This window comes from Psychrobacter sp. M9-54-1, from assembly GCF_016613355.1.
GTDB classification, from domain to species: Bacteria; Pseudomonadota; Gammaproteobacteria; order Pseudomonadales; family Moraxellaceae; genus Psychrobacter; species Psychrobacter faecalis.
Window position 1 is genome coordinate 192874 of the sequence record NZ_JADGFW010000004.1, and the last position, 23805, is coordinate 216678.

Below are 23805 nucleotides of genomic sequence, written 5' to 3' on the forward strand. Positions count from 1 at the left end.
GCTTAATCGTTTGTAGCATCGCCAAATCATATAAATCAGCAAGCAACGCTGAACCAAATTTGACGACGTATTGTTGTCATAGTGTTTTTACCAAGAATTGCTTTTATCAAAGATTGTTTTCACTAAGAATTATTTTAATTGAGAGTTATTTATGTTTGATACCTTAACCGAACGCTTATCATCAAGCCTGCGTAATATCGCCGGTACTGGGCAGTTGACCGAAGATAATATCAAAGACACGCTGCGCGAAGTGCGCATGGCGCTGTTAGAAGCCGACGTTGCGCTACCGGTAACGCGTGATTTTGTCAAACGTGTCAAAGAGCAGGCGCTTGGCGCAGAAGTGCTCAAAGAGTTGGCGCCAGGACAAGCCTTTGTCAAAATCGTCCATGACGAGCTGACTGAAATGATGGGTAGTGCCAATCAGCAGCTTGAGATGACGGGTAAACCGCCGGTTGTTTATCTGCTAGCAGGCTTGCAAGGGGCGGGTAAAACCACCACCGCTGGTAAATTGGCGAAGTTTTTGCAAGAGCGACATAAGAAAAAGGTGATGCTGGTTTCTGCCGACGTCTACCGTCCAGCAGCTATTAAACAGCTTGAGCAAGTAGCAGGACAAGTCAATGCCAAGTTCGTCAATTCAACGGTTGATGAAAATCCGATTGATATCGCCCGTCGCGCTATCGAAGAAGCTAAAATCCAATATCAAGATATTTTGATTATTGATACGGCTGGTCGTCTGGCTATCGATGAGACCATGATGGCTGAAATCAAGGCGTTGACTGCGACGGTCAATCCATCTGAAACCTTGTTTGTCGTCGATGCGATGACCGGGCAAGATGCCGCCAATACCGCCAAAGCCTTTAACGATGCGCTGCCATTGACGGGTGTTATCTTAACCAAGACCGACGGTGATGCTCGCGGCGGTGCAGCATTGTCTGTGCGCGCGATTACTGGTAAACCGATTAAGTTTTTAGGTCGCGGTGAAAAACTCGACGCGCTCGAACTATTTCATCCTGAGCGTATCGCTCAGCGTATCCTTGGTATGGGTGACGTTCTAAGTTTAGTTGAAGAAGTCGAGCAAAAAATCGACCGTGATAAAGCGGAAAAAATGGCGAAAAAGATGCAAAAGGGCGGCGACTTCGACCTTGAGGATTTATTGACCCAGTTTCAGCAAATGAAAAGCATGGGCGGCATGGCAGGTTTTTTAGATAAAATGCCGGGTATGGGCGGCTCTGATATGCAAAAAGCCGTGCAAGACGCTAAGCCTGAAGAAAAAGTACGTGAAATGGAAGCCTTGATTAATTCAATGACGCCGTTTGAGCGTAAGAATCCCGATAAGATTAACCCAAGCCGCAAGCGCCGTATTGCCGCAGGTTCAGGACGTGAGATTCAAGACGTCAACCGTTTGCTCAAGCAGCACAAGCAAATGGCAAAAATGATGAAAATGATTTCTAAGCCTGAAGGTATCAGTAAAATGATGAAGTCGATGCAAGGCTTGATGGGCGGCGGCGGTGCTGGTGGCGGCGGTCCGTTATTTGGCGGCGGTCAGCAAGGCGGTGCCAAAGATGTAAATCCCGCGCAGATGGCAAAACAGATGGGACTGGACCCAAACAATATGCCGAGCACCGAAGAGATGCAAAAACAGATGCAAGAGCTACAAAACCAAGCGCCAAAGAAGTTTAAAACGCGCTTTTAATGAATAGACGCTCAGATTGATATAGTATTTACTTTTTAACAAATTCCCCAAGGCTGAAATAGTTTTGGGGTTTTTTATGTCTGGTGTATTTGCATAAATATTGATGGATGACATAGGAAAATTTAGAAATTAATAAAATTCTTTTATCCTAAATGCTATGATAGGCGCTGATTGATGAGCGCATGTTTTGTGGTATTAAGAAAATAAGCCGAGGTAATGATGTTTTTAGCAATGGATACCGTATTTGAGCAGTGTTCGATCGCGATTTTAGATGCCAATGGTCAGGTGCTATCGAGTCATACCGAACAAGGCAAACGTGAGCAAACTCAGCACATTTTGCCAATGATAGATGCGGCTTTATCTGAAGCTAAGCTCAATCTGGCGCAGATAAAAGCATTGGTATTCAACCGTGGCCCCGGTGCTTTTAGCGGTATCAGAATCAATACAGCGGTGGTGCAAGCCTTATCTGTCGCCCACGATATTCCTTGCGTGGGGGTTTCTAGCTTACAAGCCATTGCCCAGTGTGCGTATCAAAGGTATGGTTTGACGCAAGTTTATAGCGCGCTTGATGCGCGTATGCAGCAAGTATATTTTGGGCAATATGCACTAATAGACCATATTATGCAGCCCGTCGTGCAAGAAAGTGGCGAAGATACCGAGCGCTTACTTGATTATGGCAGCCAAACCGCTGCCAATCTTCCTGTCGTCGGTAATGGTGCGCCGCTATTAAAAGCACATGATGGACAGGTATGCCATGAAGAGGTCTGGCCAGATGCGGTCGTGATTGGACAATTGGGTATCGCTCAATTCATACAGACAGGCGGTAGCGATGCTGCTAATGCCTTACCAAAGTACTTGCGCAATCAAGCATGGAAAACGCTAAAAGAGCAAGGTAAGGCATAGTTCTTACATGATGATTTGCAAGCAATGTACTTTGTACTTCTACGTATAAACGATTATAAAAGCAACAACAATATAGAATAGCGGCTAGCGCTGTTTTTTTAGGGAAGCAACTGTGGATATACTGTTATTAATCCAAGCGGTCATCATGGGTATCGTTGAGGGTATCACTGAGTTTTTACCCATCTCTAGTACAGGGTATTTGATTTTATCAGCCGATTTGATGCGCTTTTGGACCAAGGAAAAAGTTGATTTGTTTGTGGTGGTAGTCCAGCTTGGTGCTATCTTAGCGGTCATTTATGATTATTGGGGCAGGCTGTGGCAAGCGCTCATGGGGTTACTCACCGGTAAAGCAGAAGGCATGAGTAACCCAAGGCAGCTTGGGCTTAGCTTAATTGTGGCGACCGTTCCGGTAATGATTGTAGGTTTTACCTTTGCAGACGAGATTAAGGCATATTTGTTTAACCCTATCGTGGTAGCGATTATGCTGATTGTCGGTGGCTTGCTGATATTTTATGTCGAAAATCGACCTAAAACGATTATTGCCCAAGAAGCAGAAGACGTCAGTCTAAAAACTGCGTTAATGATTGGTTTGATGCAGTGTTTGGCTTTGATACCCGGAACCTCACGCTCAGGGGCCACTATTATCGGCGCCCTCTGGCTTGGCGTGTCGCGTAAGGCGTCTGCGGAATTTTCTTTCTTTTTAGGCATACCTGTCATTGTTGGCGCAGCATTGTTGGATTTATTAAAGCACCATGACGTGTTGACCAGTAGCGAAGACTGGCTGGTATTGGGTATCGGCACCGTGGTGTCATTTGTCGTCGCTTTACTTTGTATCCGCTTATTGGTCGCTTGGGTTAGCCGTCGTGACTTTAAAATCTTTGCTTGGCTACGTATTGTTACGGGCGTATTAGTACTGATTGCCGCTTGGGGTTTTGGCTATCAGATGGCAGGCTAATTTTTAAAGATGTGGCGTTATCATTTTCAACTGGGTTAACGGTAACGTTTTAAACCGTAAAACATTAAGAGGGAGGGCAATCATGAGCAGTTTGCAACAAACATCAAGCGACTTTATGCATTGCCAGCTTTTTTATGTCAATGAAGCCCAACAAGCGCAAATAGCCAGCCTGCAAGCGCTGGTAGTCAAACATCAATTGCCTATTATTCTAAACATTGAGTTATTTAGCGAAAAGCTCAATCAAAAACGTCGTCAGCAATTAAGTCAGTATTCTATCCAGCCTATCTTAGTATTAGATGAAAAAAATAAACTGTCATGGTTAAGCGATGGGCTGAGCGTGGCGCCCGAATGGGAAAAGCTACAACGACGAGTGGTGAGTGCCGGGCGTAAGTCTGAGTTACTGCTACAAGCGGCTAAAATTACCGCGGATAGGACGGTCATTGATGCGACGGCAGGCTTTGGGCATGACAGCCTGATATTAGCCAGTACTGGCGCTCAAGTCATTATGCTTGAACATCAGCCCTTGATAGCGCTGCTTTTGCTAGCTGAACAGCAGCGGATGAGTACGCTACCAAATTGGCAAAAGCTGATGCGCCGACTACAGATTATCAATACCGATGCGCTGAGTTATTTTGAAAGTATTGATTTTACAGATTCTAGTAATGGTTTGACCGCTAATAGCCATCAGACTATTGATGTGGTATATCTTGATCCTATGTTTCCAGAGGATAGCTATCAAGATAGCAAAACGGGTAAAGGCGCGAAAGTGGGCAAGCATATGCAAGCCTTGCACCAATTGGCACGTCCACCAACGCTAGAAGAAGAGTCACAATTGCTCCAAAGTGCACAAGCAATCGTCAGTCAAAATGCAAGCCAAGGCCGCGTCGTCGTTAAACGCCCGCAGCTCGCACCATTACTTGCGCATCAACAACCAAGCGAAAGCTGGCATAATGAAGCGATACGTTTTGATGGGTATTTCGTTTAAAAAACCTTTCGTTACCATGCATGGAGTCAGTTTAAACTTTTAGAGTTAGTGAATTTAGGAGCAAGGAATGTCGACACTAATTATTTGGGTAATGGGAGCGGCGCTATTACTGATAAATATTATGCTGCGTACGAGAATTTTAAGATTGGAAGCGCGCTTAAAAGAATTGAGTCGCCCTGAAGATTACTTGAGGTTCTTGCGGCAGCAAGCCGTACAAAAAGAAAAGGTCCCTGCCATTAAAGCCTTACGCAAGCAATATCCTGAGTTGTCGCTCATTGAAGCCAACAACTTATGGCAACAAATTCAGTAGTTCACTCATTCGTTCACCCGAGTCCATCGCCTGCAAAAAAGTATATAAAATTTCTATAGATGATAATAAAACGCCATGACATTTAACGACAAATTACAAGCCTACTTACAACTAACGCGCTTTGATAAACCTGTAGGTATCGAGCTGTTACTCTGGCCAACGCTTTGGGGGGTAATGCTGGCGGCGATGGGTCAAGCGCAGCAGCAAGGCATGGTAGCAGGTCTGCCAAGTTTTAAAGTCTTTGTTATTTTTGCGCTCGGTGCGATTTTTATGCGCGCGGCAGGCTGTGCGATTAATGATTTTGCTGATCGCAAGGTCGACGGTCATGTCAGCCGTACCAAAGGTCGTCCATTGGCAGATGGACGCTTGTCTGCTAAAGAAGCCATTGCTGCTTTTTTAGTATTGGTATTGCTTAGTGCCAGTTTGCTATTATTTTTGCCTATTGTCGTTTTATACTGGTCCCTTGGCGCCGTTATATTGGCGTTTATTTATCCATTTATGAAGCGTTTTACCCATTTGCCGCAAGTGTTTTTAGCTGCCGCTTTTGGTTGGGCAATACCGATGGCCTATGTCGCGATACAAGGCGCGCCTGATATCTGGTGCTGGTTATTGTTTATCGCTTATATGTGCTGGACCGTGGCTTATGATACCCAGTACGCGATGGCGGATCGTGAGGATGATTTAAAAATTGGCGTCAAATCAACGGCGATATTATTTGGCCGCTACGATGTGATTATTATCTCGCTGCTGCAAACCGTCTTTTTAGTTATTATGGGTGCGGTCATGTGGCATTACTTTGCGCCAACCAGTGTGGGCGTGTTACCAGTATTTGGCTTGGCGCTCGTGGCGATGATGTTTGCCAAGCAGAACAGCGCTTGTGCCAGCCGTCAAGCACTGGCCTGTTTTCAGGCGTTTTTGGCCAATATATGGGTAGGGCGTTACGTCTTTGCTCTTATCGCAATCGCGTGTTTATGGACAACTTTTAATGGATAACTTTAAGAAACTCTCAAAGTCAAAAGCTAGAAAGGTATCTGATGTTAAGGCGCCAGTTATCGATTATCAGGCAAAGCTAGCTGAACATGGCTTAACACGCGCACAAGTCATCGAAACTGAGCGCAAATTGGCGAAATTTGCCAATACCATGGATTCGCTCGTACGTATTCCCTTTACCAAACAAGGCATGGGGGCTGATGCGGCGCTATCGACCATTCCGCTGGCGGGAGATTTGGCAGGACTGGCGTTGACCAGCTATGCTTTTATATTAGGTCGGCAGTTGGGCGTACCTGAGCATAAAATGACCCCAGCGGTTAGATTGGCGCTGATTGATATGGTGGTTGGTATTGTACCGGGTATAGGTACGGTGCTCGATATTTTTATTCGGCCCAGTCGTAAGACATTGAGCATCGTGCACGAGCATCTACACGATGAATATGGCATTACCGAAACCATGCATATGGATCGGCCGTTTTTGCATCAATCATTAGAAGATAGGCAGCAGAAAAGCCGCTTTGCGTTCTTTTGGCGTAATCCTATCGTTGCTTGGTTATATCTGCATATCCCTGACCTATTAGGATTAATCGTTATTGTGGTTATCGGCTGGGGCTTATGGGCGATGATAAGCTGGCTGGTCGGTCTGTTTAGCAAGACCACTGGTTTTGGTTAAAGTGAAAAAACAACAAAAAGGCAGCAAGTATTATCAATATTTGCCGCCTTTTTTCTTGCTTAAATTATCAACTATAAAAGATTTCAAGCAAAATTTTTATTTAAAAAACTACTCGGTGATAACTTCGGCATCTACGCTAATGGCGTCAAAGCTCGTCATTTTATTATTTTGAATAAGGTCGATGCTGCTACCACCGCCATGACTGACCAGCTGCATACTGCCATCGCTTGAGCGGTAAGTGGGATTGTTGCCTTGTCCCTCTGGGGCGCTTAAAGTGATTTTTGGTTTATTGGGCAGGTTGACGATAGCGTTAAGTACGCCTTTTTCTGAGGTCTCAAAGATGACAAACAACGTCTCACCGCTGGCGCTGCGATAATTGACATCAGTGATTTGCGCGCCTTTGATGGCTTGTTCTGGATTGGGCATTATCGCAGCACTATTTGTTGAAGTATCCGCTGCGCTAAGCTCGTTTTCTGATTCATTTAAGCTTGTATCCTGTTCTAAAGTATCAGCTGGCTTAGCAGTATTTTCATCAGCAATTTTAGGCGCATTAATATTAGAGCTTACGGGTGTCGTTTGGGTGATTGTGTCAGCAGCAGTTTCTTCGGCGGTTTCAGGTTCTGGCGTCTTTTGGCAAGCACTTAGTAGGGATAGGCTTAATAGAGTGATAGAAATCGCTTTAAAGTATGGTTTTGATTTCACTAAGGTAAAAATATCGGTTTTCATAATAGACAGCTATCCATTGATTAAGGTATGGGCTAGTTTTTACTTTAATTTTAATAAATCGTTACTGGTTGCGCTTTCTTGGTAGACATCATCTAAATAGCGACGACTGGCAAGCAACTTATCAACGACGCCACTTTGGCTTTGGATGTTTAGCTTTTGTGCAAAGTCCAAAATAGAATGCAACTGCTCTAATACCATACTATAACTGGTAACAGATTTATCACGGTCAATAATGACAGTAGTGGCATAATGCGGGTCGAGGCTGAGGTAATCATGAATCAACTCGGGTATGCGTATCTCTATAAGTTTATTAAGAGTAAACAGCTGTGATTCGGTAATTTGCGTATGGTGCATGCGCTCATACTGTTGTCCAATATCGTCCATAATGGCACGAAATGCCTCAGGAACTTGTTCAGCGTACAGGTATTTGATAAACGGATGCTGCGCGGTAAACTTAACAACAGTCAGACCATCTGTTTTGTCGTTCTGCTGCACTTTTTGCTCGCTTTCAGACAAGGCGCTACTTGCGGACGCTAAATATTGCTTATGCCTATGGATTGAGTCAATTTGCAGCCGACGAGATTTCTCTTTTATGATAAAAAAGATGGGTACAATAATGATAAGGCTGAGTAAAATAAGTAGCGTAAAAAAAGACATATCAATACTCTGTCATAAAAAGCTATAAATATAAAAAAGCGTGCATTTTTCTGTGCATATTTGTGTATCACAACATAACATACTTGTGCTATTTTACCCCAAGGTAAAACACTAGTTGGCAAGCGTTGCGATAAAACAATTAATAATGGATAAGCAGTTAAGGACAATAATGGATAATGACACAATTACAAAAAGTCAGCTAGCGGCATATAAGCCGACGACCGCTTATGTAGGTACTTCTTGGGCGGTGATGCTGGTAGGCGTCTTGGCGTATTTGATGGGCTTATGGAATGCACAAAGTATGCTACTGAATGAAAAGGGTTATTACTTTGCTATTTTAGCATTGGGATTGTATTCAGCAATCAGCCTACAAAAAACCCTGCGTGACCGTGCAGAAGGTATTCCAACCACCAATCTATATTATCTAATAAGCTGGGCGGCGTTGGCGGTTTCCATTGCACTTATTGCTATTGGGCTGATGAATGCCAGTGGTTTAAGCTTGAGTGAAAAAGGATTTTATATGATGGCGTTTACCATGAGCTTATTTGCTGCTGTCACGATTCAAAAGAACACCCGAGATGAAGCGCAAATCCGTGCATTAATTTCACCGAATAGTCTTAGCGATGATAATATCGCCAGAATATCGAATCAAAAGACAGATTCAGGAAAGTCACTATTTGGTTCTGTTAAATCAAGAATAGATAGTCGTGATCAGAACGATAGTGAATAATATTTTACTATATTCATAAAAGTTAGTTGAATAGCCTATTTTAAGCTATATAAAATAAATGATTAAAATAATAAATTAGCCCGCTTTATGCAATCGCGCCCGATTGGGTGATAATCGCGCTAAGGTAACGGCAGATAAAGGCGCAAAGCAGCCTAACATCATATCTGCTAATGCTTCGGCGCATATCGGTGCTAGTGCATAACCCTTTGCCCCCATCGCGGAGAGCGTCCAAATGCGGCGGCTTTGTACAAGTCCTCCGACCAAGGGATGATAGTCAATCGTTTGCGTGCGCACACCAGCGCGTGCTTGCCATGCGCTAGTATCGTCTGGCAATACATTGCTTAATTCAGGAATATCCTCAAGCAATTTGTCATAATTCTGCTGATTTTCTTCACCACGGATATCAATGCTGGCGTCAGCATCTACAAAGCTGGCACCCAGTAAAAACTGAGGCTTACCTTCGCGAATGTTATTTATCTTAGCATCACCATTTTGTCCGATAAAGGGCGCGCAATAACCACTATATTTAAGCGGTAATTTAGGCAGACCAGCTACCTGCTCGTCAGTGGGCATAAACCAAGATAATTGCCCGCGAATAGTACGGCACTCAACGATACGTTTGTCTAGTTGATGGCTCTCATAGGCGGCGCAAATCACGACATGGTCAGCGCAGATAGTGACAGAACTTTGACCATCAATACCGCTTTCTTTCTCACCAATCACCGTCACTTTATTGGCAGCTTCTTTGATATCAGTAACGCTAAGCTGCTGATAATTGATATTTGAGTGCTTAAGAATAAGCGTTTTTAGCGCTTGTGGATTGACCAATCCAGATTTTGGTAAATATAAATTGTCCGCTAAGTCTTTAGTTTTTAAGCCGCTTAATTGCCGCGCTTCTGCAGTCGTAATTGTGGTTGCCATTTCATTGGGATAATCGGCAATTTGCACAGGGCCGATATTGGTTTTGATTAGCAAGTCTAACGCGCCTGTTTGCTCAAGTATCGGTGACGTTTGCTGCAGAGCTGCTTGCCGATTAAAATAACGATACAGCCTGCCGCTATAGAGATAACCGATAGAGTGCAAGTGCTCATAGACATGGTGAATGGGCGTCATATTTGGTGCGAGTAGGGCGCGCGGATTGCCAGAGGCGCCAGCAAGCGGCGCGACTTTATCTACTATCGACACAGCCACACCGCGGTTGGCCAGCGTCCAAGCCGTAAGTAGTCCCGCAACGCCTGCACCAATAACCACTGTATGATTAGGAGTATGGTCATGAGGGTGTGGCAAAACGCAAATATTGTTATCGTCATTTAGTGCTAAAGAATCAGGTAAGAACTCAGCATTGTCCACCATCGCTGCCGTTAACATTTCACGCTTGCGCCCAAAACCTTTTACCTTTTTAATGCTAAAACCATGCGCTTGCAAGCCACGTTTGACAATACCAGCACAGCTATAAGTAGCGGCCGTGGTGCCAGTACGAGATAAGCGCTGCATCTGGGTAAATATCGACTCCGCCCACAAGCTCTCATTACAAGAAGGCGCGAAACCATCTAAAAACCAAGCATCAACGTAAGGACGATTGATAGCAGTCTCAGTATTTAAAGTAGCTAAGCTCTCAAAACTAGCCAGACTTGCCAAACTATCGCCCGCATCGCCTAACCAAATATCAAGCGTGATATTATCGTCAATAAAGTTTAGTCGATGACAGCCCGCAATCAGCGGTGGGTAGTTGGCTAAAAGCTCTTTAATCAATTCGGCAAGTTCAGGGGCGCGTTGTGCCCATAAAGCGAGTATCTGCGTTAAGTCGTTAAGCGGTATGGGGTATTTTTCAGTGGTGATAAAGTGTAAGCGCGCGCTTGTTAACTGCGGCTGCTGAGCACGAAGCTGTCGCCAAAGCTGCCATGTCGCCAAAAAATTCAAGCCCGTACCAAAGCCCAATTCAGCAACAGTAAAGCATTGCTTGTCGGTAAGGTTTGCTAGGCGCTCGGGTAATTGATTATGGGCTAAAAATACATGGCGAGATTCTGCCAAGCCATCAGCGTGCGAGAAATACACATCGCCAAACTCCCCTGATACTGGCACCTGATTGCCAGCATCATCGGTTTGCCATGCAATCTTAGCAGGGGTAATCACGTTTGGCGGTGCGGGTTTTTTAGGGGGTTTAGTGGCTTTATAAGGTTTATGCGCGGCGGAAGAGGTAGGCTTAGATATAGCCGGTTTAGACTTAGGTTTAGACACAAATTTGGACATAAAGCATCACATTTATAGAGGATTTGCTACCAGCGCTCGCGGCGCACAAACACCAACCACGAAATAAAAATCCCAACCAATAAGCTCATTAACACTGTAAATGCGCCGTATAAAAACAATTGACCTTTGCTTTCATAAACCAAAACGTTTACTTGTGTTTGTAAGTCATTGACTTGACGCTGAAGCTGGGCATTACGGCTAAGCAATTCTTGATTGGCTTCAGAGAGCGCTTTAGTTGATGGTTGTAGCTGCGCGGCTAAAGTGTCGCTAATATTGGTCGCAGGCTGAGCACTAGTAGCTTGGTTCGCTGCTGTAGCAGAGACCGTATTTGAGGCAGTATTTGGTAACGCTAGTTGATTAACAGTATTGGGCGCTAATACAGCATTTGGCGCAAGCGGAGCCGTTCTTGCCGCAGGATCAGCATTGGTCACAGTTGGTGCTGCTTGTGCTGATAAGCTAGCAAGTAATAACAAGCTCGTAACACTAAGATTAGCGACGCGGCCAAGAACGTGCTCACTGGTATGATTAGAAACAGAACCATTTAATAATAACTGCTGAATCACGATACTGTTACCTTATTTGCTGGCTTGTCTGCTGGTTTATCTGCGGCGCTGTCAGTAGGTTCAGGTAAGGTCTGCACAAACGGCTTGATATCTACATGGCTATAGACGCCATCACGCAGATAAGGCTCAGCGCTCGCCCATGCTTGCGCAGCATCGAGGGAGTCAAAGTCAGCAATAATCAAGCTGCCTGACATCTCGCTTTTACCGTGTTCGATGGGCGTTGGACCTGCGATAATGAGTCGCTGCTCGCTTTGTAATACTTGCAGGCGGGCAACGTGTTCGGCGCGTGTTACCTGACGTTGGGCACTGCTGCCAGCAACATCGTGGCCGATAATAGCAAATAAGGACATGGGACTTCCTCAAGTAAATAATATGTATAAAGCGCTAATAACCAGAATAAAAAATAATGATAATATGTCTCATTATATTTTTAAGTCTTATATTATGATTGAAATAGCTTCTATTTAGTGGTTTTATCGGTTAATGCTGGATTGAGATGGTTTTTTAATACGGCAAATTGGGCAATCACAAATACCAACATAATTGGAATCCAGCCATAAGTTTTAAAGTTAATCCAAGCCTCATCAGACATCGTAAATGCCGTGATATAATGCAAAATACCCATAAAGGCAAAAAACAGTGCCCAAGCGACGGTCAGTTTTTTCCAGCCACTTAAGGTCAGTGAAAACACTTCTTTCATCGCCAATTGCATGAGTGGCTTATTGATGATGGCACTGACCAATAGCGTAACGGCGAAGATACCGTTGATGATAGGCGACTTCCAGCGTAAGTAGATGTCGTCACGCAATAGCAGCGTGCCACCGCAAAAAACGATGGTTAATAATAAAACGACCCACTGCTGTTTATCAAATTTGCCTTTTTGACGCACAAAATGGATGGCATAAATAATAATAGTGGCCACGAGCAAGGCGCCTGCCGCCGCTAAAATGCCATTGTAACGCGCGGCAATAAAAAACGCGATCAACGGAATGAAGTCTAATAAGGCTTTCATAGCAAATAGGATGTCCAACAAAAAACGTATGGGGTAGTTTACACGTCTACTGCTGCAAAAAAAAGCAAGTAACAGGATAATCATCCGTTATGATCTGCCTTCATGCGTTATCTTCGCCGCATTTCCCCTTTTTTACTGATAATATAGTCAGTAGTGACAGCGTATTTGAATGCACAACACTTTCAACACCTTAAGGCCAGCTTTATGAAAATCGACTTACATTGCCACAGTACTTGCTCTGATGGTACCTATGCGCCGACCGAGGTAGTACAGCGCGCGCACAATGCTGGCATTCATGTACTGGCGCTGACCGATCATGATACCTTGATGGGTATCGACGAGGCGCGCGCAGCGGCTGAGGCCTGCGATATACAATTAATTAATGGGGTTGAGATTAGCTGCGAGCATACACTTAGCGGCGGTTATGGCAAGAATAAATCTACCAATAAAATTATCCATGTATTGGGACTGGACTTCACCGACTTTGATAAAATGCACGCGATGCTGCAGCAATTGCAAGATAGCCGTGCCACGCGCGGTCAACGTATCACTGCAAAGCTTAGCGAGCTATTAGATATTGATTATAATGAGCTATGGCAGGCGGTGCTCGATAAAGCAGGCGGCAATCCACAAGCGGTAGGGCGTGCGCATATTGGTCAAGTGTTGTTTGAGCGCGGTGCGGTAAAAACCGTGCAAAAAGCTTTTGATAAATATCTAGCGGATAATAAACCCGCCTACGTGGCGATTGAAGCATTAACCATGCAGCGCGGCATCGAGCTGATTCACGCTTGCGGCGGCAAGGCGGTACTCGCGCACCCAACCCGCTATCAGCTATCTGCCACTCGCGTACGTAAACTTATCGAAGAATTTGCCGGGCTTGGCGGTGATGCTTGTGAGTTACCCTCAACTAGCGAACCGATTAGTACGCGTCGAATGGTCGATCGCAGTATCGCTGAACATCAGCTTGCTGCCTCTATCGGCAGTGATTTTCATGGTAGTAATATGCCGTGGCGACGTTTGGGCGACGTACCAAACCTTAATCCTGAACAGCAAGGTATTTGGCAGTCATTTGCGGCATTGGCTTAGTCCAAAACAGGTTATTCTCAAACTTAATAGATACGCTAAAATAAAACTTTAGATATTGACGGGTAAATCGACTAAAACCGATTGATAATTAACGGAAAAATTGCCACACTAAATGCGTCAGTTTAAGTCTAATATAAGTCATGCTGTTTATTTTCATGTTTGGTTTGGCTCAATAACTTTCACTATCTGCGGTAGCCCATTATGGCTGTATCGATATCTCATCTAGGCTATAGAAAGCTCTCGCGAGTGATTTTCGAGTGGCAAGCGGCTGATAGGGCCTCACTGCTGGCGCTGTTTGTGTTAATAGAAGTCACCTCACATTGGTTATGGTGCGTGTTTGTTTGGTGGCGCCAAGATCTTTATGGCTCCTATGTAGATATGGGTTTGCTCTATCCTTTATGGACTGGGGTGACGCTGATGCTAGTGTTCTTTTTTTGGATGGTCAGCCGCACATCGCCGATTAGGACAGACACAGGCTCGCTGTATAAATGGCAAGCGATTATGATCACGCTTTATAGCCTTTATATTGCGGTGGTGATTTTAGTCATGGGTCATAGCAGTTTGGTCGCTGGGGTTTCGCTGGTTGGTGGCGCGATGCTTGGGATGATGCTGATACGGCGGCGCTATGTATGGAAAGCCTTTTTAGCCCATATTGCTTTGATTTTTTTGGTTACCTTAATTCCTTATTTTGGTTTTACCATTCCCAATCTGCGTCAAATGACGATTACTTCTTTCCCCTTAGATACTTATAGCTATCTTACCTTTAGCGAAACGGCGGCAATTGAGAGCGCCATTTCTGCTTCAATTTTTCAAAATGGCACACTCAGCTGGGATACCTTTAATCAACTGCGCTCTTCTTCGGCGTTTTTTTGGCGTACCACTCATATTTATATGGCGCTGCCAAAGGCGATTTTTATCATCTATATGTTTCGCACCCTGCTGTTGATATTGGATAACAGTAAAGCTGAAATCATGCAGTATGCCAATCAAGACGAATTGACTCAGCTAAAAAGCCGCCGCTACGGTTTGACGCAAATGCAGCAAGCACTGCTGGCGATGGGCGATAAACAAGATTTTAGCGTGATTTTATTGGATTTAGATTGGTTTAAGAATATCAATGACAATTATGGGCATGACGTTGGCGACCAAGTTTTGTCTGAGGTTGCCCAAACGCTATTAAAATCGTTATCAGAAGAGGTGATTATCAGTCGTTATGGCGGCGAAGAATTTTTAATCGTGTTGCCAGATACCACGCACGAGGGCGCGATGACTATTGCTAAACAGCTACGCAAAGATATCGCCCAACAAGTCATCAAGAGCGATGATAATGTCGATTTTTATATTACTGCCAGTTTAGGGGTTTATACCCTGACGCATGAAGAGCGTGCGCGTATTCAAAACGAGTATAAAGCCTTAGCACTAGAAGAAAATACGCAAGCGCTGGCAGAACCGCGCAAAAACCGTAAGCAATTAGATCGTAGGCAAGGAGAGCGTAGACAAGAGCGTGGCTCGCACAGCTCAAACCAAGCAGGCGCACAACAGACCCATGCACAAAAAAGAATTTCTCATAGAAGAAAGCGCGCTGCTAAAGAAATAGTGCAAGCCCAACTGCCCAGCGATATTTGTCAGCGCTTAATCTGTACCGCCGATAAAGCCTTATACGAAGCAAAAGACCGCGGGCGTAATCAAGTGGTCAGTGCTAATCATATGCTCGCAGCAGAAAAAGACAAGATTGCCGTCCTTTATGCGACTAGCTAATCGTTAATTAACGCCAGATGAAGTGCTTAAGTTTTGCACTAAGCTTGAAAGTACACTGGTCGCAAAGCTGCCCGTCGTTAAAGTAAAACTGAGCACCAAGCTCAACGCATCATCTGCGTCCTGCCATTCCCAGTTTAATTTTTCAATCGGTAATCTTAGCGCGCGTCGCTGTGCCTTGATATCACGCTTCTCTAAGCCTGCTGCCAACTGACTTAGTAATGGACTTTTTTGTACGATATTATTTTCGATAGCGGCTGCTACGCCACTGACTTTATCATTATCCACGCCCCATAATACCGCCGTTGGATGAATATCGCCGCTGACAAGTCGCGCTTGCAAAGTGTCATCCATTACTTCGCTGGCAAATATCGAACCTGAGCCATTCAAATTAAACACTTCACCGGCAAGCCCCGTATTCCAGCTACCATCACGCACCCGCGCTGCTAATATCTCATTAAATATCAAACTACGCGCCGCGGACAACTCCATACTGTTTTGCTCGCGCGGCGCCTGTTTGCGTTTGCTCTTTTTGGGTTGCGGACGGTTTTCTGGCGCTGGACGCGCAAATAACGCCAATGCTTCTCTGACATTATTACCGTTACGGCCAAAGCGCTGCGGACCAAAATAATTGGGCACGCCCGTTGTGCTGATATAGGCTAAATGCTGCTCGACGGTATCCTTGTCGCTTTTGTTAGACGGCGTCGTCTCTGTGTGCGCAAACTGGATATCACGCAAGGTAATGATAAATTGATTGGCTCTATGCGTACCGCGATTGAGTTTTTTATTGTGCCACTGCTGTGCAAGGATAGTAAGCGATTCATTGGCGCCGATATCGACGGGCGCGAATTCAGACTCTGGTAATTGCTTTTTTGGTAGGCGCAGGCTAAACCACTGTGTCGTCAGCGCATGACGGTCTTTTAGCCCCGAGTAACCGACATCACGCAGTGGAATCTCTGCCCACTCGGACAGCAGCTTAGCCAGATAGGCGGTATTTATACCGAGCTTTTCGATATGCAGCCATAAATGCTCACCTTCGCCCGTAAAGGCGAGCGGCAATATCTCATTGACCACAAAATCTGTGGCATGGGCTTTATAGGTCGCTTGCCTTAAAGGCGGCTGCGTCGGCTGTGGCAATTTGGCCGTATCAGTGGCGGCGGTAATATCAATATTTGAGATATCAAAGGTTTTATCAGTCAAAGGTTTGTTATTAGGAGAATCGTTATTAAATGAGTCGTTAGCAAAATCGTCTTGAGAAGTCATAAAAGGTATCTTTTGTATTGATAAAAAGGGGTAAGAGCAAAACGTTAAAGAGGGAATAAAGGTAAGTTTACGTTTTGCAACGCAGTCAGTATATAAAAAAATGGCGTCTGGCAATGGGTCTTGCTAGTATCAAAGTATCTGGCAAGACATCTGGTCTTTTAATCACGTATTTTTGGCATTAATATTTTATTTAAAACGCCAATAAAAAGTACATTTGCAGCAGGAAATAATAAATTTTAATAATAACCGTTAAGGATAACTCATGAGTAAAGCAACGATTCATACCGTCACCATTAGCAAAGCCGACATTCCAAATGGTGGCATGAAATCCTATAAACAGGATGACGATAGTATCATTTTAATCACCCGTGATGAGGACGAATTTAGTGCCTTCGATGGTAAATGTCCGCATGCTGGCGCAGATTTGGGTGAGGGGCTGCGCTGTGGTAATCGCGTCGTGTGTCCGTGGCATCACGGTACTTTTGACAGTCGCGACGGCACGCTATTGGAGCCAGTCGCCATGCGCGGCTTGACCCAATACGAGCTGAGCGATGAGGGCGATAGCATTACCGTCAATACCGCCGCGAAGATAGATAAGCGCGTGGAAAATGATAAGCTGATGGATACTCATACCATTATCATTGGCGGCGGCGGCGCGGGATTCATGACCGCCAATCAGATGCGTCATAGCGGCTATGGCGGCAAGATTACGATGATTAGTAAAGATGATAAAGCGCCTTATAATCGTCCTTTATTATCCAAGATGTTTTTGGCTGGCAAAATGAATGAGAAATATTTGATGCTTGGCGGCGCGGATTGGGCGAGTAACAATAATATTGATTTGCGCTTAAACCAAACTGTCAGCGAAGTATTACCAAACGCGCGTACTATCGTCATAAAAGGCGAAGATGGTAAACGTGAAGAGCAAACGGCGGACTTCTTAGTGGTGGCGACAGGCGCTGAGCCAAAAGTGCCACCGTTTAAAGGCGCAGATGCCAAGGGAGTCTATACACTGCGTAGTATGGATGATGCCAAAGACATTAAAGAGGCCAGTGAAAACAAGCAGGTAGTTATCGTCGGTACCGGCTTTATCGGTATGGAAGTGGCGTCAGCATTAATGGAGGCGGGGAAGGTCGCTTCTATTACCATCGTTGGTCGTAGCCCTCGGGTAATGAGTAATATTGTCTCCGAAAGTATCAGTGATGCTCTGATTGATTTGCATAAAGAAAAAGGCGTGAACTTTGCCTTTGGTGCCAACGTTGCTGAGATAGTGCAAGATAATGGCATGGTGAGCGGGGTTATCTTAGATGACGGCAACAAAATTGACGCTGATATGGTCATATTGGGCACAGGTGTGGCACCGCGTACCGAGATAATAGACGAGGTCAACGATCCTGATGGCGTGCAAGTTAATGATTATTTAGAGCTGCGCGACGGCGTCTATGCACTGGGCGATATTGCCAAAGCCACCAATCAGATGGGGCGTATGCGTATCGAGCATTGGCGCGTGGCCCTACAACACGGTATCGTCGCGGCCGCTGCTATCTTAAATGAAGACAATGTCAACTCTTTAGCCGAGCGTATTCCATTTTTTTGGACGGCACAGTATGGCAATAGCCTACGCTATAGCGGTCATGCCGCAACGCCTGACCACGGCATTGTGTTCGGCACGCCGAATAAGTTTGACTGTATTGAGTACTATTTTGATGACGAAGCAGAAAACACCCGTGCAAGTGCTGCTATCTCACTTGGCCGTGATAAAGAGTTGATTGCCTTCTCTGAGCTACTGCGCCGTGGTCATGCGCCAACGCGCGCGCAAATCAATGCTGGGTTTGATATTATCGAGCAAGCCCATGCGTTATCGCGCTAGTAGTAAAAACGGATACGTATTATTATAAAGGCTGGCTTGGTTATCCGAGCCAGCCTTTTATACCATAGATTTTTATAAGACATGAATGGAAAAGGAAAGCCGATGCTATGAATAAAGATCACATCACTCAAAAAGAACTGAATAAAGAAGCTTTAAATAAAGAGCTGTTAAATAAAGAGCCATTAAATAAATCAACCGTATTTTTACGTCAAGCTGAAGCAAGTGATGTCGACGCGCTCGAGCAATTGCTCAATCGCTGTTATCGACAAGCGGAAGGCTGGACCAATGAGGCAGATTTGGTGGGCGGTATTCGTACTACCAAAGATGAGCTATTGGCTGTCATTAATGACCCCAAGCATTACGTTTTTATTTATCCAAAAACCACAACAAGTGAGCGTGATGGCAAAGAAACGGGCGAGCTATTGGGCTGTATCGCGGTCGACATAAAAGATGATGTCGCTACAAATCAGCGCGCGGGTAACCAAAAAGCTTATATCGGTATGTTTGCCGTCTTGCCTGAGCTGCAAGGGCTTGGCGTCGGTCATCAGATACTGCAGGCGGCAGAGACATTTGCGCAGCGGCATTTACAATCAAATACCCAAACGCCTGCACAAAACCCTGCGCGTTTAACGATGTCTATTCTCAGTCATCGACCAGAGCTCTTGGCGTATTATCAGCGCCGCGGTTATGAGTTAAATGGCAATAGCATGCCGTTTCCCGTCGACGGTAATAATGGCGAACCTAAGCGCCAAGATTTAGAATTATTAGAATTAGAAAAACTCGTAAGCTAATGATAAGTCAATCAGTTTTACTAAATCTGAAGCCATTCACCTCAGAGCAATTAACGTAAAAGCCATTAACCCCAAAAACGTCCAAAGGTCATAAATAGCCCGACACTCAATAGGAGAAATGCCACGATAATTAAACGCTTAAACCAGTTAAAACCGAGCAGGCGCGTGGCATTATCATTGGACATCAAATAAGCAAACAAGCCGATTAGGCTGGCGACCAAGGTCATGATGCCAAGACCAATCGGTAATATAGAAAAATACATCTGCCACACAAGCATCTCGCAACGGTGATTATTAAACGCATCATAGCAGTATCGTGATTGTGCTGTCTGAATTATCTGCCTCTTACGTTTGAAAAACGCTATCAGCATAACAGGAGGTCAAAGTGGGAAAGTTTAAAAAATTGACGTTACTCCTCCTATATATACTATTTTTTGTTACCTATTCTAAAGCGCCTCCTGACAGTACGGTTGAGCAATTGATCGCAGCGCAATATAAAGAAGGTATCAAGATAATGCAGGCTGCTAAAACGAATGCGAGCAATAATAAGAATGACAAAATGGCGCAAGATATAAGCAGTTTGATGGAGCGCATGATGCCAACGCTTGAGCGTGTCGAGAATATCGACTGTAACCGCGTCAAGGGTAACCGTACTTATAGCTGTACTGCTGATATCACCCAAACGATGGCAGGAAATAGCCGAACTAATAAAACCATATTTAACGTTTATCATGCCAAGGGAGAATGGACGCTGGATAATTAACCGCTTTGATAAATGAAGATTTATATTAGAAACGCCTTAATGACGTCTAATAAAAAAGCTACCTCGTTAAAGGTAGCTTTTTACTCATATTATCTGGTCTATAAAAACTAGCGCATGGTCACAAATTCTTCTGAACCTGTCGGGTGAATGGCAACCGTGTTATCAAAGTCAGCTTTCGTCGCGCCCATTTTTATCGCCACCGCAAAGCCCTGAATCATCTCATCGACACCGTAGCCAATACCATGTAAGCCAATAATCTTTTCTTCTTCACCCAAGCACACCAGTTTCATCACGCACTTTTGACGATGCTGTGTGACTGCGCTATACATAGAGGTAAATGTTGATTTATAGCATTTGATATTTTCTTTGCCATGCTGCTCAACGGCGTCGATTTCAGACAAGCCAATCGTACCGATAGCAGGGTGGGTAAAGATGACCGTCGGTATCAAGTCATAACTGAGATGCTCATTGGTTTTATTGTTAAATAAGCGCTCTGAAAGCCTGCGACCGGCAGCGATAGCCACTGGCGTCAAATCAATGCTGTTTTCGATAATATCGCCGACCGCGTAAATGCCTTTGACATTGGTGTTTTGAAATTTATCGACTTTAATTTTGCCAAATTCGGTGGTCTCAACGCCGGTTACTTGCAAGTTGATATTGTCGGTTGAGGGCGCACGTCCAATCGCCCAAATCAAGCAATCTACCGTATCAAGGCTACCATCTGCGGTACATAACGTCAGGCTACCATCTTCATTTTTATGAATCTCAGTGAGTGTGGTATTGGTATGCAACTGAATACCGTCTTGCTCCATTTCTATCAGCAAGGTTTCAACGATGGTATGGTCAAATGAGCGCAGCGGCGAATGTTGACGCACATACTGGTGCACCTCAGCACCGAGGCTATTGAGCACGCCTGCGATTTCAACAGCGATATAGCCAGCGCCAACGATGGCAACCCGTTTTGGCATTTCATTTAACGCAAAAAAGCCATCAGAATCGATGCCGTATTCTGCGCCTTTGATGTCGGGGAGAATCGGATGTCCGCCTGTTGCAATCAAAATATGATCGGCGGTAATGAGCTCGCCATTGACCTCGACAGTGTTAGTATCGACAAATGTAGCAAAGCCTTTTATCACTTCAACGCCATTTTTCGCCAAATTATTATCATAAGAGCGGTGAATGTTTTCGATATATTGTTGGCGGCTATGGACCAGTTTTTGAAAGTCAAAACCTTTGACCTCGACGTCAAAACCATAATCGGGTGCATATTTTTCGATGGCTTCGGCCACTTGCGCGCCGTACCACATGACCTTTTTGGGTACGCAGCCCAAGTTGACGCAGGTGCCGCCTAATTGGTTGGCTTCGATAATGGCGCATTTTTTGCCATAGCTCGCTGCGCGGTTGATTGAAGCAATACCGCCGCTACCGCCGCCAATGGAAATATAATCATAATGTTTGGTCATTGTAATGTCTCTTAATTTGGTTTTTATTAGTAAGGTTGTGAAATTGGCATTTATAGGGAGAAGGGTAAATATTAGCCTTTTTAACCCTACAAAAAGTATGCTTGATGATACCATGAAGTGTGACTGGTTTTAATAAGGAAAACTCATGCATATCGTTATCTTAACCCTGACTTTCGCGCTACCTGGCTGTAGCTCACTCAAAGAAAAACGCCAACGGATGGGCGGCTTGCACGCACGCTTTGGCAATACGCCAAGTGTCGCGGTCTGTGAGAGTGGTGAGCGTGATCGGCATGACGCCAGCGAATGGACGTTTGTGATCGTTGGACTTTCTAAACGTGAGGTGGAGTCGCAATGCAGCCAAATCGAGGAAAAGATAGAGCGGATAGTAGATGCAAGGGTGATGAATGTTGAGAGGGAGTTTATTTAATCGACGCAACTATTTAGCATTAACTCTCTTATTCTGTCTCAGAAAATTCATTGAACATAAGGCTTAAGCTAAGTTTTCTGTCAAATTCTTAGTGTCATCTAACCACATTTTTATGGACGGCTGACTGTTTGGATTGTGTTTAATTTTTTCTTGAAGTAATTCTAATATCCATAATCTGACGTCTTCTCTTTTACCTTCAATATCATTCAAAACTGGATGACGTAATATTGAATGAATGAATAATTTACGATTCCCTAAAAACTCATCAATGTTTGTCCAAATTACTTCTCTTAAAATACCTTTATCAATTAGTTCAAGAATTTTCTTATCACTAGTATTATATACACTACGACCATGCCTATGAAAATCTAAAAATATCGATGATATAGTATTAGAGCTAATATTTATGTATTTATGGTTTTCTATCTCATTAATGGTGAAATTATAAAATCGATCATTTTCCTTTCTGCTAAAGGAATAAAAGTCATCAATAGAGATTCGCGTCTGATGATAGTTGATACTATTTTTGATATGTCGTTTTATGTATGTTTCTAACTGACTGGCTAAATCATTTTTATTACATGCCTCAAGAATATCACAATAAAAACTCAAGTTAGTAAGTTGTGTCCTTCCTATCTTAGCGCAGGCAATATAGTACAGGCGTTCTGAAAAGTTAGGCTTTATTTCTAAGCTGTGAAATTCACTCAAAATCTCAGAGTTTGATCTGTCAATTACTAAAGTTTCTTCAGTAAGCTTATCTTTTTCTATAAGGTTTTTAGTAGCTTCTTTATCAAAATCTAACTCTGTAATCCAAGATACAATAATTTCTCCCCAATCTGAAATTTCAAAATAATTATAAAATGGATGAATATAGTCATTAATCTTATTAAACTTCACTATATTATCTGGAATTTCATTTTGCTCTTTATAGGCGTTTTGTATTTTATAGCCTCTAAAATCTTTAATATTTTTAGAGTTGAAGCTATCAACGAAAAACTTAAAGTCAATATCATTACCTAGCGTTGATGGCATATCGTATACCATTCGTACTATTAAAATGAATCTTAATATTTGCTCTTTACTTAATTGTGATAATGAAGAAAAAGCTTTATCAAAAAGTTTAAAAGACTTGTCAACCCGTTGATAGAACCTTAGGTTTTTTATTCCAATAGTTTCGTAAAATTGCTTATATATTATAAATAAACTGCTATCAACGATACTCTTTATAATAGATAAAGAATCATCTAAAACCAGCAATTCGTCAAAAACTTTCTCCTTATGCTTGTCAAAATAGTCCTTATCTTCGGATTGCTCGTTGTGTAATATCATGACAACTTGGCACTTACGCTCATTTTTAAGATAATTCACCAATCCCATTATTTCTGACATCGGTAAGCTATCTGATTTCCTTTCTATATCATCTAAGCAAACTAATGTATTTTTAAGGTGTGAAAAAACCACGCTAGTAATAATATTATTACCAAGATTTAGTCCTATGCGTACATCAGAAGTAGTGCCAATACTACTACCTGTAAGAGATGACAAAATCTTTTTAGTAGGTTTGAGAATATCTTTTTTCCATATATTGTCATTAGCCCCAACTGATTTATGCACTTCTATAGCAATTGCAGATTTGAGGTTTGCTAATGAATCCAAGCCAAATAAAGAAACATAGGCATACTTCTTACCAGAAAATACTTTTTCATTGTTATCCCGAAATTCATTCCACAGGTGTGTTTTACCAATGCCCCATTCACCAGTCAGCGCAATAGCAAAAGAGTCCGCTTCCTTAATTAAGTCTTTAAGTCGTTTTTCAAGGTTTGCTACATTTGCCATTACTCATTACCTTACAGATGTTCTTAAAATAGTTGTCATGTTAACACTAAAATAAAAACCCAATCCAACAAAAAAGGCCACTCTCTAAAGAGTAGCCTTTTCAT

Annotated in this window: 24 protein-coding genes; 14 read left to right on the forward strand and 10 right to left on the reverse strand. The window is 43.6% G+C overall.

Annotation, left to right across the window (positions count from 1 at the left end):
• Positions 1–151: 151 nt before the first annotated feature.
• The 7 genes from ffh to IQ457_RS02050 all read left to right on the forward strand — a co-directional run bounded on the left by ffh (position 152) and on the right by IQ457_RS02050 (position 6509).
• Entirely contained in the window at positions 152–1693 is a 1542-nt protein-coding gene (gene ffh / locus IQ457_RS02020; RefSeq protein ID WP_200661860.1) for a signal recognition particle protein, read from the forward strand.
• A gap of 219 nt (positions 1694–1912) precedes the next feature.
• The gene (gene tsaB / locus IQ457_RS02025; protein WP_200661901.1) at positions 1913–2596 is read left to right on the forward strand and encodes a tRNA (adenosine(37)-N6)-threonylcarbamoyltransferase complex dimerization subunit type 1 TsaB; all 684 of its coding nucleotides are present in this window, start codon (positions 1913–1915) and stop codon (positions 2594–2596) included.
• A gap of 112 nt (positions 2597–2708) precedes the next feature.
• Complete coding sequence (locus IQ457_RS02030; RefSeq protein ID WP_200661861.1) at positions 2709–3551, forward strand: undecaprenyl-diphosphate phosphatase; 843 nt, start codon at positions 2709–2711, stop codon at positions 3549–3551.
• 82 nt (positions 3552–3633) lie between these two features.
• Positions 3634–4536: a class I SAM-dependent methyltransferase gene (locus tag IQ457_RS02035; RefSeq protein WP_200661862.1), complete on the forward strand. Its 903-nt coding sequence runs from the start codon at positions 3634–3636 to the stop codon at positions 4534–4536.
• Positions 4537–4603: 67 nt separating this feature from the next.
• Positions 4604–4846 (forward strand): hypothetical protein, encoded by a 243-nt coding sequence (locus IQ457_RS02040; protein ID WP_144296632.1) that lies wholly within the window; start codon positions 4604–4606, stop codon positions 4844–4846.
• Between the two features lie 75 nt (positions 4847–4921).
• Complete coding sequence (gene ubiA, locus IQ457_RS02045) at positions 4922–5839, forward strand: 4-hydroxybenzoate octaprenyltransferase (protein WP_200661863.1); 918 nt, start codon at positions 4922–4924, stop codon at positions 5837–5839.
• Positions 5832–6509, forward strand: a complete 678-nt coding sequence (locus tag IQ457_RS02050) for a DUF4112 domain-containing protein (protein ID WP_242465320.1) — start codon at positions 5832–5834, stop codon at positions 6507–6509. The genes ubiA and IQ457_RS02050 overlap by 8 nt, the downstream gene beginning before the upstream one ends.
• 108 nt (positions 6510–6617) lie before the next feature.
• Here the strand turns inward: IQ457_RS02050 and IQ457_RS02055 are convergent, their stop codons facing one another.
• Together IQ457_RS02055 and IQ457_RS02060 are read right to left on the reverse strand one after the other, a co-directional pair.
• Complete coding sequence (locus IQ457_RS02055) at positions 6618–7235, reverse strand: hypothetical protein (RefSeq protein ID WP_200661864.1); 618 nt, start codon at positions 7233–7235, stop codon at positions 6618–6620.
• Between the two features lie 39 nt (positions 7236–7274).
• Positions 7275–7892, reverse strand: coding sequence for a hypothetical protein (locus IQ457_RS02060; protein WP_200661865.1), 618 nt, complete (start codon positions 7890–7892; stop codon positions 7275–7277).
• Positions 7893–8061: 169 nt separating this feature from the next.
• Between IQ457_RS02060 and yiaA the strand changes: the two genes are divergently transcribed.
• Positions 8062–8622, forward strand: coding sequence for an inner membrane protein YiaA (yiaA, locus tag IQ457_RS02065; RefSeq protein ID WP_200661866.1), 561 nt, complete (start codon positions 8062–8064; stop codon positions 8620–8622).
• Between the two features lie 75 nt (positions 8623–8697).
• Here the strand turns inward: yiaA and mnmD are convergent, their stop codons facing one another.
• From mnmD to ispZ, 4 genes are all read right to left on the reverse strand, one after another.
• A complete protein-coding gene (mnmD, locus tag IQ457_RS02070; RefSeq protein WP_200661867.1) occupies positions 8698–10872 on the reverse strand; it encodes a tRNA (5-methylaminomethyl-2-thiouridine)(34)-methyltransferase MnmD in 2175 nt (724 codons plus the stop codon).
• 26 nt (positions 10873–10898) lie between these two features.
• Positions 10899–11435 carry a hypothetical protein gene (locus tag IQ457_RS02075; RefSeq protein ID WP_342343296.1) on the reverse strand — a complete coding sequence of 179 codons (537 nt, stop codon included), beginning with the start codon at positions 11433–11435 and terminating at the stop codon, positions 10899–10901.
• Positions 11432–11785, reverse strand: a complete 354-nt coding sequence (locus IQ457_RS02080) for a YciI family protein (protein WP_200661868.1) — start codon at positions 11783–11785, stop codon at positions 11432–11434. Before IQ457_RS02080 ends, IQ457_RS02075 begins: the two co-directional genes overlap by 4 nt.
• 110 nt (positions 11786–11895) lie before the next feature.
• Positions 11896–12447 carry a septation protein IspZ gene (gene ispZ, locus IQ457_RS02085; protein WP_144296626.1) on the reverse strand — a complete coding sequence of 184 codons (552 nt, stop codon included), beginning with the start codon at positions 12445–12447 and terminating at the stop codon, positions 11896–11898.
• A gap of 204 nt (positions 12448–12651) precedes the next feature.
• Between ispZ and IQ457_RS02090 the strand changes: the two genes are divergently transcribed.
• A complete protein-coding gene (locus IQ457_RS02090; protein WP_200661869.1) occupies positions 12652–13533 on the forward strand; it encodes a PHP domain-containing protein in 882 nt (293 codons plus the stop codon).
• Positions 13534–13734: 201 nt separating this feature from the next.
• Positions 13735–15291, forward strand: a complete 1557-nt coding sequence (locus tag IQ457_RS02095; RefSeq protein ID WP_200661870.1) for a GGDEF domain-containing protein — start codon at positions 13735–13737, stop codon at positions 15289–15291.
• 3 nt (positions 15292–15294) lie between these two features.
• Here IQ457_RS02095 and truD read toward each other — a convergent pair whose 3' ends face one another.
• Positions 15295–16551 carry a tRNA pseudouridine(13) synthase TruD gene (truD, locus tag IQ457_RS02100; protein ID WP_200661871.1) on the reverse strand — a complete coding sequence of 419 codons (1257 nt, stop codon included), beginning with the start codon at positions 16549–16551 and terminating at the stop codon, positions 15295–15297.
• Between the two features lie 262 nt (positions 16552–16813).
• Between truD and IQ457_RS02105 the strand changes: the two genes are divergently transcribed.
• Both IQ457_RS02105 and IQ457_RS02110 read left to right on the forward strand, forming a co-directional pair.
• A complete protein-coding gene (locus IQ457_RS02105) occupies positions 16814–18421 on the forward strand; it encodes an FAD-dependent oxidoreductase (RefSeq protein ID WP_200661872.1) in 1608 nt (535 codons plus the stop codon).
• Between the two features lie 107 nt (positions 18422–18528).
• A complete protein-coding gene (locus IQ457_RS02110; RefSeq protein WP_200661873.1) occupies positions 18529–19212 on the forward strand; it encodes a GNAT family N-acetyltransferase in 684 nt (227 codons plus the stop codon).
• Between the two features lie 65 nt (positions 19213–19277).
• Here IQ457_RS02110 and IQ457_RS02115 read toward each other — a convergent pair whose 3' ends face one another.
• Positions 19278–19490 (reverse strand): hypothetical protein, encoded by a 213-nt coding sequence (locus IQ457_RS02115; RefSeq protein ID WP_200661874.1) that lies wholly within the window; start codon positions 19488–19490, stop codon positions 19278–19280.
• A gap of 107 nt (positions 19491–19597) precedes the next feature.
• Here IQ457_RS02115 and IQ457_RS02120 point away from each other — a divergent pair, with 107 nt between their 5' ends.
• Positions 19598–19975, forward strand: coding sequence for a hypothetical protein (locus IQ457_RS02120; protein WP_318242143.1), 378 nt, complete (start codon positions 19598–19600; stop codon positions 19973–19975).
• Positions 19976–20082: 107 nt separating this feature from the next.
• Here IQ457_RS02120 and gorA read toward each other — a convergent pair whose 3' ends face one another.
• A complete protein-coding gene (gene gorA / locus IQ457_RS02125; protein ID WP_200661875.1) occupies positions 20083–21438 on the reverse strand; it encodes a glutathione-disulfide reductase in 1356 nt (451 codons plus the stop codon).
• Positions 21439–21583: 145 nt separating this feature from the next.
• On the opposite strand from gorA, the gene IQ457_RS02130 reads away from it, so the two are divergent.
• A complete protein-coding gene (locus tag IQ457_RS02130; protein ID WP_200661876.1) occupies positions 21584–21865 on the forward strand; it encodes a DUF503 domain-containing protein in 282 nt (93 codons plus the stop codon).
• Positions 21866–21928: 63 nt separating this feature from the next.
• On the opposite strand, the gene IQ457_RS02135 is transcribed toward IQ457_RS02130, so the two are convergent.
• Positions 21929–23701, reverse strand: a complete 1773-nt coding sequence (locus tag IQ457_RS02135; RefSeq protein ID WP_200661877.1) for a P-loop NTPase fold protein — start codon at positions 23699–23701, stop codon at positions 21929–21931.
• Between the last annotated feature and the right edge of the window lie 104 nt (positions 23702–23805).

Coding starts and splice junctions, on each gene's coding strand:
- ffh (WP_200661860.1), top strand. CDS start 152: ATGTTTGATACCTTAACCGAACGCTTATCATCAAGCCTGCGTAATATC.
- tsaB (WP_200661901.1), top strand. CDS start 1,913: ATGTTTTTAGCAATGGATACCGTATTTGAGCAGTGTTCGATCGCGATT.
- IQ457_RS02035 (WP_200661862.1), top strand. CDS start 3,634: ATGAGCAGTTTGCAACAAACATCAAGCGACTTTATGCATTGCCAGCTT.
- IQ457_RS02040 (WP_144296632.1), top strand. CDS start 4,604: ATGTCGACACTAATTATTTGGGTAATGGGAGCGGCGCTATTACTGATA.
- ubiA (WP_200661863.1), top strand. CDS start 4,922: ATGACATTTAACGACAAATTACAAGCCTACTTACAACTAACGCGCTTT.
- IQ457_RS02050 (WP_242465320.1), top strand. CDS start 5,832: ATGGATAACTTTAAGAAACTCTCAAAGTCAAAAGCTAGAAAGGTATCT.
- IQ457_RS02055 (WP_200661864.1), bottom strand. CDS start 7,235: ATGAAAACCGATATTTTTACCTTAGTGAAATCAAAACCATACTTTAAA.
- IQ457_RS02060 (WP_200661865.1), bottom strand. CDS start 7,892: ATGTCTTTTTTTACGCTACTTATTTTACTCAGCCTTATCATTATTGTA.
- yiaA (WP_200661866.1), top strand. CDS start 8,062: ATGGATAATGACACAATTACAAAAAGTCAGCTAGCGGCATATAAGCCG.
- mnmD (WP_200661867.1), bottom strand. CDS start 10,872: ATGTCCAAATTTGTGTCTAAACCTAAGTCTAAACCGGCTATATCTAAG.
- IQ457_RS02080 (WP_200661868.1), bottom strand. CDS start 11,785: ATGTCCTTATTTGCTATTATCGGCCACGATGTTGCTGGCAGCAGTGCC.
- ispZ (WP_144296626.1), bottom strand. CDS start 12,447: ATGAAAGCCTTATTAGACTTCATTCCGTTGATCGCGTTTTTTATTGCC.
- IQ457_RS02090 (WP_200661869.1), top strand. CDS start 12,652: ATGAAAATCGACTTACATTGCCACAGTACTTGCTCTGATGGTACCTAT.
- IQ457_RS02095 (WP_200661870.1), top strand. CDS start 13,735: ATGGCTGTATCGATATCTCATCTAGGCTATAGAAAGCTCTCGCGAGTG.
- truD (WP_200661871.1), bottom strand. CDS start 16,551: ATGACTTCTCAAGACGATTTTGCTAACGACTCATTTAATAACGATTCT.
- IQ457_RS02105 (WP_200661872.1), top strand. CDS start 16,814: ATGAGTAAAGCAACGATTCATACCGTCACCATTAGCAAAGCCGACATT.
- IQ457_RS02110 (WP_200661873.1), top strand. CDS start 18,529: ATGAATAAAGATCACATCACTCAAAAAGAACTGAATAAAGAAGCTTTA.
- IQ457_RS02115 (WP_200661874.1), bottom strand. CDS start 19,490: ATGCTTGTGTGGCAGATGTATTTTTCTATATTACCGATTGGTCTTGGC.
- gorA (WP_200661875.1), bottom strand. CDS start 21,438: ATGACCAAACATTATGATTATATTTCCATTGGCGGCGGTAGCGGCGGT.
- IQ457_RS02130 (WP_200661876.1), top strand. CDS start 21,584: ATGCATATCGTTATCTTAACCCTGACTTTCGCGCTACCTGGCTGTAGC.
- IQ457_RS02135 (WP_200661877.1), bottom strand. CDS start 23,701: ATGGCAAATGTAGCAAACCTTGAAAAACGACTTAAAGACTTAATTAAG.